The organism is Rhizobium sp. RU36D (assembly GCF_900176345.1).
GTDB lineage: Bacteria > Pseudomonadota > Alphaproteobacteria > Rhizobiales > Rhizobiaceae > Allorhizobium.
In genome coordinates this window covers 81671-94040 of sequence record NZ_FWXU01000023.1, presented here as the reverse complement: position 1 = coordinate 94040, position 12370 = coordinate 81671, and the positions used below count along the sequence as shown (strand labels likewise).

Below are 12370 nucleotides of genomic sequence, written 5' to 3'. Positions count from 1 at the left end.
TACACCTGGATTGATGAAACTTCTCATCCCGTCACGTTCGATGCGCAAGAGTGCTTGATAAAGGTGCTGCCGGGACACCGCTTACGGATCAGTGCATGATTGACGATGTTGAGCTCGAACGAGGGCTTAGACATATGTCGATTTCACAGCTTACGCTTAAATCCAGCGATGAAGAACCAGTGCGCCGGTTTGAGGTTTTTACTGGCACCGGCCGTCGTCGCGATTGGAGCGATGAGCAGAAGGCGCAGATTGTTGCGGAGAGTTACGAGCCGGGCATCAAGGTCTGCACGGTGGCTCGGCGTCACGGATTGACCCCGCAGCAGTTGTTCACTTGGCGTCGGCTCGCCCGCAAGCCGCTCGAAGCTGCACCTGATGTTGAAGTTGAAGTTCCGATGTTCGCGCCGGCGGTCCTGGATGTTCCCACGATGCCTGCGGCGAAAGGGCAGGAATCGCCGCGCGCAGCGAGAAGGAAGTCGAGCACCGGCGCAATCGGGGTTTGAGTAGCAACGGAGCAGAAAACCTACATAAGGATTTCACGGTTCATCCGGATCGGTGTTTTTTGGATCGCGAAGTGGGCGAAGCTGACCACGTGCGACGAATTCCGGTAGTGTGAAGGTATATCGGCCGAGCATGTTGACGTGGCCAAAGCCGAGGGGCGATAGGCGCGCAAGATCCTCCGGCCGGACATCATAGCGTTCGTTCACGAGCTGTTTGATGGCAGCGTCCATGTATATCGTATTCCAGAGCACGACGAGATTGACGACCAGGCCAAGCGCTCCGAGCTGATCTTCCTGCCCTTCACGATAGCGCTGACGCAGTTCGCCACGTTTTCCATGAAAGATAATGCGGGCGAGCTGATGACGGCCTTCGCCACGGTTGAGCTGGACAAGAATGCGTCGGCGATAGGTTTCGTCATCGATGAACCGCAGAAGATAGAGGGTCTTTATAAGTCGGCCGAGCTCTTGGAGGGCGCGCGCCAGCCGCGTAGGCCGGTCGTTGGTCTGGAGCGTTCGCGTGAGACCTGCGGCATGGACAACCCCGAGCTTGAGAGAGCCAGCGAGACGCAGCAGATCGTCCCAATGCTCTGCGATCAGCTTGATGTTGATCTTGTTCGAGGCGATGGCGTCGAGAATGCCGTAGTCGGCCTTGGCGTCGACTCGCCAGAAGCGCGCACCGCCGACATCGGCGATGCGGGGGCTGAACTGATATCCAAGCAGATGGAATATGCCGAATATCGTATCGGTATATCCCGCCGTGTCGGTCATGATCTCGGTTGGCTGCAGCTCGGTTTCCTGTTCGAGCACGATGGCGAGGAGATTGAGGCTGTCGCGCAACGTGCCGGGAACGGTCATGGCGTTGAGACCGGTGAACTGGTCGGAGGCGAGATTATACCATGTGACGCCGCGTTCCTGTCCAAAGTATTTCGGATTGGGGCCGGAATAGATGGTCCGGATCGGCACGACGAAGCGCAATCCATCGGCCGAGGCGACTTCGCCACCGCCCCATTGCCTGGCAAGCGGAATGGAATTTTGCGCCGCGACTAGAGCGGCGTTGGCCGCTGTCAGGGTCTCGGCACGCAGAAAATTCTGTTTCACCCAACTGAGGCGTGAACGTCGAAGCGCCGGGCTATCGAGACGAACCAGAGGCTCGAATCCGGTATTGGTGGCTTCAGCTACGAGGACGGCGCAGATGCTTGTCGCAACATCCCCGGCCCGTGTGCCGCCTTCGCTGGCATGGGTGAATAGATCGGCAAAGCCGGTTCGCGCATGCATTTCCATGATCAGTTCGGGTAGGTCGAGCCTGGGTAGCCGGGCCTCGACCGACATGCGCAACGCGACCAGGCTTGCAGGTTCTTCCAACTTTTCCAGACGTTCGACGTAGATGTCCGGACCATCTGGGGTGCTGACGATGGTGCCACCTGAATTCGCAGGCACACGGCTGGCCGTTTCCCGGAAAGCGAGATCTAGCCGTTGCGACAGTCGCCCGAGTTCTTCCTCTGCCACACTGGATACGCCAACGGTACGGCATACAGTCGGACGAGCGGCCTCCCAGGCCGGGCCTGACAGTAGCCCCTTGCGTGGATCAGCGTAACGTAGGGATCTGGCGGGAAATAGATCGCGTCGGCGGATGGCGCGGCGAAGGCAATCGAGGACACAAAGCCGGTAGCCGGTCAGATCGAGGGAGCCGTCGGGCGATCTGATCTGTCGGAGCCACTGCTTGGGCGCAAAGGTGGTTGGCGGTGGCCCGGTACGCTTGCGCCCGGAATGAATGGCGCGCAGATATTCGATCGCCTCAAGCAGCGGTCGGCCGGCAGGTGCTGCGCCAAGATCGAGGCCTGTCAGGAGAGCGGGCGTGTAGGCTATCTTACGATTGAATTTCCTGAGTTCGGAGAAATAGGTCTCGTCGTGAGGCTCGGCCAGCTCCCCGACACGCTCGACAGCCGCCGCAAGTGCGTCGGTGTCCACGAGCTGGAACACCGCGTTACGGACGGCATCATCGGGAGTATCCGGATCGAGGATGATGATTGCCGCCTCCCGCAGCTTCAGTGCGGCGGCATCAAGATCTCGAAGTGATCGCAACCTTGCCTGTTTCGCCGCTGTGGACGCTTCGCTGAACATCGACGTGGAGACCGCATCGAACAGGTCGATGACATCATCACTGGCCGAGGCCTCCAGCGTTCGGATGAAGGCCAGCAAGGTGGCGGCCCGTCGATCAGGCGGCAGGCGGGAAACGGCCTGCGCTTTGGCGGCGCTGGCAAAGCGTGCCAAAGCCGTTATTCTTCCGGGCGGCAAACGGTCGATGAAGGGCATCCCTTCGGTAAGACTGCGGATCTTTCCCAGACGATTGAGCGCACGAGTGATCTCCCTGCTGCTTTGAATGTAAGGTCCATCTCGCAAGCGATCGAGCGGACTTTGCCGTTCCCCCTCTGGAATGACGACCAGTTCATCAAGCCTCGCCCGTTGCTCTGATGTCATCGTCACGACCATCAGTTTATGCAGACGGGCATTCGCTCGCGTCCGCACCCTGGCCACGGTACGCTCGAGTACGGACGAGCCGGGTAGCAAGACCTTGAATTCCAGCAGCCAGGCGACTGCCCGGTCGAAAAGAACGGACCCGCGATCCGATCCGGTCCAGCACAGGGCGTAGAGGAAGCGATTGAGCCGAAATCCAACGCCGGGGTCGGTATAGGTTCGGTAGCCATAGTGCACCCGGATGCGCGGCGCATGTCGCCAACGTCCTTCACTGCGCACATATTCTGCGATCAGGCGCTCTGGATCGGAGAACGATAGCTGACGCGCTATGAATTGCAGGGCGGTAGCAGGAACCTGACCCGGATTCTCGAGAAAGACACCGAGCATCCTCAACGATCCGAGCTGAACGGCCACGCCAAGCCGATTGTGATCGCTGCGATGCGTCGAGACGAATCCGCGATCAGCGTCATCGAGATGGAAATAGCGGGCCAATTGATCCGGCGTCGGCTCTCCAGTGAAGCGGCCATACTCTCTAGCCTGGCTTTCGGTCAGGAACCCAACCGGCACGGTCTTTACACCGCAACGTGGTGTTCGCGCTTCGCCCGACGCTTGTTTGCCAGCAAGTCATTTGCCCGCTCGCGGGGCTTTCCTTTGGCATCGACATAGGCGTAGAGCGTCGACAGCGAAACGCCGAGTTCGGCCGCAACATCGCGTGCCGCGTTATCGCGGTCGGCCATCATCGCCATAGCCGCCTTCAGCTTCTTCACCGTCATGACGCGCGGCCGTCCTCCGGCCCTGCCTCGGGCGCGGGCCGCTGCCAGCCCCGCCATGGTGCGTTCATGAATAAGATCACGCTCGAATTCCGCCAGGGTGGCAAAGATGCCGAAGACAAGTCGGCCCGTGGTTGTCGTGGTGTCTACGTCGCCGGTCAGGACCTTCAGGCCAATCCCCCGTTTCTGCATGTCGCTCACCATACCAACAACATGCGCAAGCGAGCGTCCGATGCGATCGAGCTTCCAGACGACGAGGGTATCGCCAGCCCGAGCAATCTCAAGCGCCTTGTCCAGGCCGGGCCGCTGTGTAGCACGTCCCGAACATACGTCGTCGAAGATGTTCTCGCATCCGGCCTGCTCAAGACCATCACGCTGAAGATCGAGATTTTGCTCGCCGGTCGAAACGCGCATATAGCCAATCAGCATGGTCGCTCCCAAATTCCACATTAACTTAGACGGCAGGGAGTTTATAGGCTATAGGTTTATGCACGGGTATTTATGAGATTTGGCAGCTTTTCCGGGATTTTTGCGATCTGCCTTGCAGCGTGACATCAAACCGGGGTTTGTTGGACGAGCGGCATACGGGAATTGACCTCGCGGACCGTGGAGGACGGATGCAAAGAATCTTCGTTGTAGGTAACAGCGGGAGCGGAAAAACTTGGTTAGCCAACAGGCTCGCTGAAGAGCTTTGTCTACCAGCGGTTCATCTTGATGATCTTCACTGGCTGCCCGAATTTGCAGGCGAGCGCTCACGTGAAGAGCGAATCAGACTAGTGGCTGAGGCCGCAAACGACAGCGGGTGGGTAATGGAGGGAATCTACGGCCGGATTCTTCAACAGGTTCTCCCTCGCGTAACGACACTGACCTGGCTCGATCTCTCCGTCGATGAATGTATCTCAAACCTCCAAAATAGAGGCCAAACTGGAGGTGGCACAGACGAACAGTTCCAAGAGCTGTTAGAATACGCGCGCGGTTATCCAAACAGACAAAATCACCTGAATTCGTTCGAAGGCCACCGAAGGCTGTTCGATTCCCATACTCGCGAGAAGATCAAAATAGTCAGCCGACCCGACGCTGCATCTTTCCTCGCGACGGTCACGACCGGCAGGCAGCAAATATCGTGATAAAGGCGTCAGCGTCGGAGAAGATCCGCACGGCTTATGTAGGTTTTCTGTTCCGTTGCTACTCAGACCCCATGTCTTGCTGCAAACTCGCCGGACGTATCTCGAGGCTTGAGATCGGCGATATCAGCAGTGCCCTTGCTGACCTGTAGGCTGGCCCCCCATCTTCACGGGCCGCCTCCATTGGCACGCTGCTTCCGGAGGTGTTCGGCGAGCACCACCACATCAGCCGGTGCATTCAGCCCTGCAGCAATGATCGACACGCGCAGATTTTCACCGAGTGTCGGATCAAAACTGGTGCCAAGGATCATATCCGTATCCGAATTGACGTGGTCGCGGATGTAGCTTGCTGCCTCATCGACTTCGAAGAGGGTCAACTCCCGGGTCGCGGACATGGAAACCAGCAGGGTTTTCGCGGTTTCGAGGCTTGTTCCCCTGAAGAGCGGATTGTCGATCGCCGCCCGGGCCGCCTCTGTTGCGCGACCGCTCCCGGCGGCCATGCCGCTGGCGATAATCGCCCGGCCCATTTTCTTCATCACCGCTTGAACATCGGCGAAGTCGAGGTTGATCAAGCCATCCGCCCGCATCAAGTCGACCAGGGACATGACGCCTTCGACAAGGACCCTGTCAGCCATCTGGAATGCCGCATCAAGCGTCGTCGTCGCATCCGAAAGGTGGAAAAGGTTCTGGTTTGGAACAACAATCACGGTATCGGCTGCCTCGACCAGAGATCGAATGCCGTCCCTTGCCTGGCGCGCCCGGTGTGTTCCCTCGAAAGTGAAGGGCTCGGTCACGACAGCAATTGTCAGCAGGCCGGCCTGGCGGGCGGCTTGTGCGATCACGGGTGTGGCACCGGTTCCTGTGCCGCCACCCATTCCGGCGGCGAGGAAGCACACCTGGACATCTTTCAAATGCGCCATGATGTCATCAATCGATTCCGTCGCCGCAGCCTGTCCGAGCTCCGGCCGAGACCCTGCGCCAAGCCCCTGAGTGGCGTTTCTGCCGAGCTGGACTTGATGTTCGGCCTTGGAGGACGCCAGGGCCTGGGCGTCTGTGTTGGCGGCAATGAACCTCACATCCGCGTCGCTGCGCGCGATCATGGTGTTGATCGCATTGCCGCCGCCGCCGCCGCCGCCGATCACGGCAATCCTTGGCGTCCAGGCGCTCAGTCCAGGCGAGGGCGTTGGTTTCATGGAGTCACGCGTCCCAGCGCCGGAATAGCGCGCTGGCATTCACCCCGCCGAAGCCGAAGCCATTGCTGATTGCAAATTCCATGGGGAGTGACCTTGCCTTGTTGGCGACGAAATCGATGCCATCGCCGGCGGGATCGGGGGCGTTAAGGTTCAGGGTCGGGGGCGCGATCTGGTCGCGCAGGGCCAGGATGGTGAAGATCGCTTCGAGACCGCCGGCTGCTCCGAGAAGGTGTCCCGTTGCGGACTTGGTGCCGCTCACCGCTATGCCCATGCTTGTTCCGAACACGGATTTGATCGCCTCGATTTCCCCGCGGTCACCAAGTTGGGTGGATGTGGCATGGGCGTTGAGATGCTGAACCTGGGACGGCCTTATGCCCGCCTGCCTGATCGCGATCTGCATGGCTCTTGCCGCCCCGGACCCATCTTCCGGGCCGGATGTGACATGATGGGCATCTGCCGTGGTGCCATAGCCGACCAGTTCCGCCAGGGGTTTTGCCCCACGCGCCAGGGCGTGACTGAGCGCCTCGATCACCAGGATGCCGGCACCTTCCCCCATCACGAAACCGTCGCGCATCATGTCGAAAGGTCGGGATGCAGCAGCCGGGGTGTCGGCAAATCCGGTCGAGAGCGCCCGCGCCGCCGCGAAGCCTCCCAGGCTGACGATGTTCATGCAGGCTTCCGTTCCGCCGCAAACGGCAATGTCTGCCTCATTCGCCCGGATCAGCCGAGCCGCGTCGCCGATGGCCTGGACGCCTGCCGCGCAGGCGGTCACCGGCGCCCCGAGCGGGCCCTTCAGCCCATGGCGGATGGACACCTGTCCGGCCGCGAGGTTGACCAGGAAGGACGGAATGGTGAACGGCGACAGGCGGCGTGGGCCCTTCTCGTCGACAATGCGAACCGCCTCGGTGATCGCCGGGAAGCCGCCAATTCCCGAGGCGATGATCGTCGCCGTGCGCTGGCGATTCTGGTCCAGTATCGGCTTCCATCCGGCCTGCGCCAAAGCTTCGTCGGCTGCCGCCAGTGCCAACAGGATGAAGCGATCCACCTTGCGCTGATCCTTCGGGGCCAGGACGCGGTCCGCATCAAACCCGGCCTCCGGATCTTCCGAGATCGTCGGGACGACACCACCAACTTTTGCAGGCAAGTCACCTGCAATGTCGTCGGACAGACGGCGAAGGCCTGATTGACCGGCCAGAAGGCGGCTCCAGGAGCTCTCGACGCCGGCGCCGAGCGGACTGACGGCACCCATTCCCGTGACAACGATACGACGCATGACGACTCCATTGCCGGGATCCACTGTCGAGCGGATGCCGGGCGTTCAGAAAAGTTGAGAAAAACAGCAGGCCCGCTTACGCGCCCGGCTTTGCCGAGGCCAAAGCCCGGGCTTCCCCGGCGGCTGCGTCCAGGAAGCTGTCGGCAAGCGCCTCATCGGTCACGATGCGCGAGAGTGTGACCGCGCCGACCATCAGCGCCAGCATGACCTGGGCTTTCTGGGTCGTGCTTTCCGGGCTGTCAGAGGTGGGCAGGAGTTCCGCAAGCACCTCTAGATGCGCCTTGATCCCGTCCTCAAACGGCTTGCGAACCTCGTCGCTCTGGCGCGCGGCATCGGAGCCCAGCGCCACCAGCGGGCAACCATCCGCCGTTTCTCCGCGATGGCCGGCCGAGAGGTAGAGGTCGATGACACCCCGGATCGGGTCCTCGCTTGATGCAGCGACCGAGGACCATCGACGCGTTGCGCTCTCCATGGCGCGGCGCGATGCCAAGGCCGCCAGATCATCCTTGGATTCAAACTGCTTGTAGAAGCCGCCTTGGGTCAGGCCGGCTCCCTTCATCAGGTCCTTGAGGCCAATGCCGTCGAAGCCATGCTCGCGGAAGAGCCGGCTTGCGACATTGATGACTGTCTCGCGATTGGCCTCTGCCTGTGCGCGGCTCACTCTCATGACGGCTTCCTTTTAGATTTCATTTGACATCTATAAATGTTTTAGAGTTAGAGTGCAATCTAAAAATTGAAATGCTCCCGTCAAGAAGGATGGTGTCATGAAACGAAAACTCCTGCTCGCGACAGCCGCAGTCGCCATAGCCGGCGGCGTGGCTGCTGCCGTCTTCCTCCGCCCGCCAGCAGCGCAAGAGGCAGAAGCCTCCGATCCCCGCACGCTTCCGCCTCTTGTCAATCTGGCGCGTGTTCGCATTCCCGATGCGGCGCGGAGAACCTTCACGGGCACCGTCGCGGCGCGGGTTCAAAGCGATCTTGGATTCCGGGTTCCCGGAAAGATCGTGGAGCGCCTGGTGGGGGTCGGAGACCAGGTGAAGGCGGGGCAGCCCTTGCTGCGCATCGACAGCAACGACCTCAACCTCTCGCTGACAGCAAAACGAAATGCGGTGAACGCAGCCCAGGCGACCTTTGTGCAGGCGCAGGCGGACGAAAAACGGTTTGCCGTTCTCGTCAAATCGAATGCGGCGTCTACCCAGCAATACGAGCGCGCAAGGCTTTCTCTTGATACCGCCATAGCCCAACTGGCCGCTGCCAAGGCGGATGCCACGGTCGCCGAGAACGAGGTGGCATACACCGTTCTGCTGGCTGACGCCGATGGGACGATCGTCGAAACCCTTGCGGAACCGGGGCAGGTCATATCGGCAGGGCAACCCGTCATGCGGCTGGCGAAAGCGGGTCCGCGCGAGGCACTGGTGTGGATGCCGGAGAATCTGAGGCCTGCGATCGGCGCTGAGGCGCGCGCCGCGATCTACGGCCGGAGCGGGGCAGAGACCGCGCTGCTCAGACAGATTTCGGATGCCGCCGATCAGCAGACGCGAACATTCGAGACGCGTTGGGTGTTGCAGGGCTCCGCTGCGACGGCGCCCTTGGGGGCAACGGTGACCCTCAGTGTTGACAGTGGCACCCATGCAGCCTCCGTCGAAATTCCGATCGGCGCGATCCTCGACGACGGCGCCCGGACCGGGGTCTTTGTCTTCAACGACAGCACATCGACCGTTCAATTTCGCGCGGTGAAGATCGAGACGTTGGGCGAAGAGACAGCCATTGTCACAGACGTGAACCCGGGCGAACGGGTGGTGGCCCTTGGAGCGCACCTCCTGCAGGACGGCGCCAGCGTGCGCACAGCGGTTGAAACCGCAGAGGCGGTGAACTGATGAGCTTCAACCTTTCAGCGCTTGCTGTGCGCGAGCGCGCGGTCACCCTTTTCTTCATCGTTCTTCTGTCGGTCGCCAGCGTATACGCGTTCATCAAGCTGGGGCGGGCCGAAGATCCTTCGTTCACGATCAAGACCCTCACCGTGACCACGGTATGGCCCGGTGCAACTGCGCGTGAGATGCAGGATCTTGTCGCGGAGCCGCTGGAGAAGCGCATTCAGGAACTGACCTGGTATGATCGCGTGGAGACCACCACGCGCCCGGGCTTCGCCTATATGACGGTGACGCTGAAGGACAACACGCCGCCTTCCGTGGTGGAGGACGAGTTCTATCAGGCGCGAAAGAAGCTCGGGGACGAGGCGCGAAATCTCCCTCAGGGCGTGCTTGGCCCCTTCGTCAACGACGAATATTCCGATGTGAGTTTTGCGCTCTATGCGCTGAAGGCACAGGGCATGCCGAAGCGCGAGCTTGTTCGCCAGGCCGAGACGATCCGTCAGGACCTGCTGCATGTGCCCGGCGTCAAGAAGATCAATATTCTCGGCGAGCAGCCGGAGCAGATCTTCGTGGAATTCTCCTATCCGAAGCTCGCAACGCTCGGCATTTCTCCGCAGGATGTCGCGGCCGCGCTGCAGCGCCGCAACACCGTGACCGCGGCGGGCACGATCGATACCCGCGGCCCGCAAGTCTTCATGCGCTTCGATGGCGCCTATGACAGCGTTCAGGCCGTTGCCGATACGCCTGTTGTCGCCAATGGCCGCACCATCAAGCTCTCCGACTTCGCCGAGGTTCGAAGGGGCTATCAGGATCCGGAAACCTTTATCATAAGGCACAATGGCGAGCCGGCCATCATGCTGGGCGTTGTCATGCAGCAGGGCTGGAATGGCCTGGATCTGGGCAAGGCCCTGGAACAACGCTCCTCGCAGATTGCTGAGGCGCTGCCGCTCGGCATCACCCTTGCGAAAGTCAGCGACCAGGCGGTCAACATTCAGGAAGCCGTCGGCGAGTTCATGCTGAAATTCGCGATGGCGCTTGGCGTCGTGCTGTTCGTCAGTCTTGTCAGCCTCGGCTGGCGCGTCGGCATTGTCGTGGCGCTTGCGGTGCCTCTCACCCTCGGTGTGGTGTTCATCATCATGCTGGATACCGGACGGTTCTTCGACCGCATCACGCTCGGCGCGCTGATCCTGGCGCTGGGTCTGCTCGTCGATGATGCGATCATTGCCATCGAAGTGATGGTCGTCAAAATGGAAGAGGGCATGGACCGCATCAAGGCGGCTGCCTATGCCTGGAGCCATACGGCGGCGCCGATGTTGTCGGGCACGCTCGTCACGATCATCGGCCTGATGCCGGTCGGCTTCGCGCGCTCGGCGGCTGGCGAATATGCCGGCAACATCTTCTGGATCGTCGGTTTCGCCCTGATCGTCTCCTGGCTCGTGGCGGTCATCTTCACCCCCTATCTGGGCGTCAAGATGCTGCCGAACATCAAGCCCGTGCAAGGCGGACATCACGCCATCTACAACACGCCCAACTATCGCAGGCTGCGTGGTGTGATCGCTTTCGTGGTCCGCCACAAGTTCATGACCTGCGCCGTCGTTGTATTGATGATGGGGGCATCCGTGGTCGGCATGGGCTCGGTTAAGCAGCAGTTCTTCCCGACATCTGACCGCCCGGAGGTGCTTGTCGAAGTCCGTCTCCCGGAGGGAACGAGCATCAAGACGACGACCGACACGGTCGCAAAGCTCGAGGATTGGCTGCAGAAGCAGCCGGAGACGAAGATCGTCACCAGCTATGTCGGGCAGGGCGCACCGCGCTTCTTCTTTGCCATGTCGCCCGAACTGCCGGATCCGGCATTTGCGAAACTCGTCGTGCTGACCCCCAATGCTGAAGCGCGCGAAGCGCTGAAGGAACGGCTGCGCGAAGCTGTTTCGGCTGGGCTGGCTCCCGAAGCCTTCGTTCGCGTCACACAGCTCGTCTTCGGACCCTTCACGCCCTTCCCGGTCGAGTTTCGAATCATGGGGCCTGATCCCGAAAAGCTCTACGAAATCTCCGAGCAGGCGATGTCTCTGATGCAGACCGTTCCGGACGTGCGCAACGCCAATCGTGACTGGGGCAATCGCACACCGGTCCTGCGTTTCGTGCCGGATCAGGAACGGCTCAATCTGATCGGCCTGTCCCCGGCCGAGGCCGGGCAGCAGCTTCAACTGCTGCTGACGGGCGTGCCGATCACCCAGGTCCGCGAGGATATCCGCAATGTTGCCGTCGTCGCGCGAAGCGGTGGCGATACACGCCTCGACCCGGCGAAGTTGGCGAACTTCTCTTTGATTGGCAGGGAAGGACGCGCCGTGCCGCTGGACCAGATCGGCCATGCCGAAGTGCGCTTCGAAGAACCTGTCATGAAGCGGCGCGACCGGACGCCGGTCATCACGGTCCGCTCTGACATCAACGAGGCAACCCAGCCGCCGGAAGTCTCGATGCAGGTCATGCAGGCCCTGCAACCGCTCATCGCGTCGCTGCCGGTGGGATACCGCATCGAGATGGGCGGCAATATCGAGGAATCCCTGAAGGCGAATGTCGCGCTGGTTCAGGTCTTCCCCGTGATGATCGCCGCGATGCTGATCGTCATTATTCTGCAGGTCCGCAGCCTGTCGACGATGACGATGGTGATGCTGACCGGTCCGCTTGGGCTGGCCGGCGTCGTTCCGGTCCTGCTCATCTTCAATCAGCCATTCGGTTTCAATGCCATTCTCGGCCTGATCGGTCTCGCCGGGATTTTGATGCGCAACACGCTGATCCTGACAGAGCAGATCAAGGAAAACCAGGCGGCGGGGTTGGACGACTACCATGCCGTCATCGAGGCGACAGTGCAGCGAACACGGCCCGTCATCCTGACGGCCCTTGCGGCGGTGCTGGCGTTCATTCCGCTCACGCATTCCGTCTTCTGGGGGTCGATGGCCTACACGCTGATCGGTGGCACGGCTGTCGGGACGGTGATGATCCTGCTGTTCCTGCCTGCACTTTATGCGACATGGTTCCGGATCAAGCCTCCCAGGCAGGAGGCTGAGCATCAGCATGACGAGCAGCCGGAAACACCCGCATTGGCGCTTGCGGCTGAGTGATATCAGCAACAGGTCGCGGCCATGTCGGTTGATCATTCAACATGACATGGC

General features: G+C 60.9%; 9 protein-coding genes. 4 read left to right on the top strand and 5 right to left on the bottom strand.

The features are described 5' to 3' along the window. The first annotated feature begins 95 nt into the window (after window positions 1–95). Window positions 96–500, top strand: a complete 405-nt coding sequence (locus B9A97_RS22850) for an IS66-like element accessory protein TnpA (RefSeq protein WP_244564327.1) — start codon at window positions 96–98, stop codon at window positions 498–500. A gap of 33 nt (window positions 501–533) precedes the next feature. On the opposite strand, the gene B9A97_RS22845 is transcribed toward B9A97_RS22850, so the two are convergent. Together B9A97_RS22845 and B9A97_RS22840 are read right to left on the bottom strand one after the other, a co-directional pair. Beyond that, window positions 534–3539, bottom strand: coding sequence for a Tn3 family transposase (locus tag B9A97_RS22845; RefSeq protein ID WP_084368128.1), 3006 nt, complete (start codon window positions 3537–3539; stop codon window positions 534–536). 5 nt (window positions 3540–3544) lie between these two features. Then, on the bottom strand, window positions 3545–4171 hold the full coding sequence (locus tag B9A97_RS22840) for a recombinase family protein (protein ID WP_084368127.1): 627 nt from the start codon (window positions 4169–4171) through the stop codon (window positions 3545–3547). 188 nt (window positions 4172–4359) lie between these two features. On the opposite strand from B9A97_RS22840, the gene B9A97_RS22835 reads away from it, so the two are divergent. Beyond that, window positions 4360–4869, top strand: a complete 510-nt coding sequence (locus tag B9A97_RS22835; protein ID WP_084368126.1) for a P-loop NTPase family protein — start codon at window positions 4360–4362, stop codon at window positions 4867–4869. Between the two features lie 164 nt (window positions 4870–5033). Here B9A97_RS22835 and ftsZ read toward each other — a convergent pair whose 3' ends face one another. The 3 genes from ftsZ to B9A97_RS22820 all read right to left on the bottom strand — a co-directional run bounded on the left by ftsZ (window position 5034) and on the right by B9A97_RS22820 (window position 7999). Further along, entirely contained in the window at window positions 5034–6059 is a 1026-nt protein-coding gene (ftsZ, locus tag B9A97_RS22830) for a cell division protein FtsZ (protein WP_084368141.1), read from the bottom strand. Between the two features lie 4 nt (window positions 6060–6063). Next, the gene (gene fabF, locus B9A97_RS22825; RefSeq protein ID WP_084368125.1) at window positions 6064–7332 is read right to left on the bottom strand and encodes a beta-ketoacyl-ACP synthase II; all 1269 of its coding nucleotides are present in this window, start codon (window positions 7330–7332) and stop codon (window positions 6064–6066) included. A 76-nt stretch (window positions 7333–7408) separates the two neighbouring features. Continuing rightward, complete coding sequence (locus B9A97_RS22820; RefSeq protein ID WP_084368124.1) at window positions 7409–7999, bottom strand: TetR/AcrR family transcriptional regulator; 591 nt, start codon at window positions 7997–7999, stop codon at window positions 7409–7411. Between the two features lie 97 nt (window positions 8000–8096). Here B9A97_RS22820 and B9A97_RS22815 point away from each other — a divergent pair, with 97 nt between their 5' ends. Beyond that, complete coding sequence (locus B9A97_RS22815; protein WP_084368123.1) at window positions 8097–9206, top strand: efflux RND transporter periplasmic adaptor subunit; 1110 nt, start codon at window positions 8097–8099, stop codon at window positions 9204–9206. Then, window positions 9206–12319, top strand: a complete 3114-nt coding sequence (locus B9A97_RS22810; protein ID WP_084368122.1) for an efflux RND transporter permease subunit — start codon at window positions 9206–9208, stop codon at window positions 12317–12319. The genes B9A97_RS22815 and B9A97_RS22810 overlap by 1 nt, the downstream gene beginning before the upstream one ends. The last annotated feature ends 51 nt before the right edge of the window (window positions 12320–12370 follow it).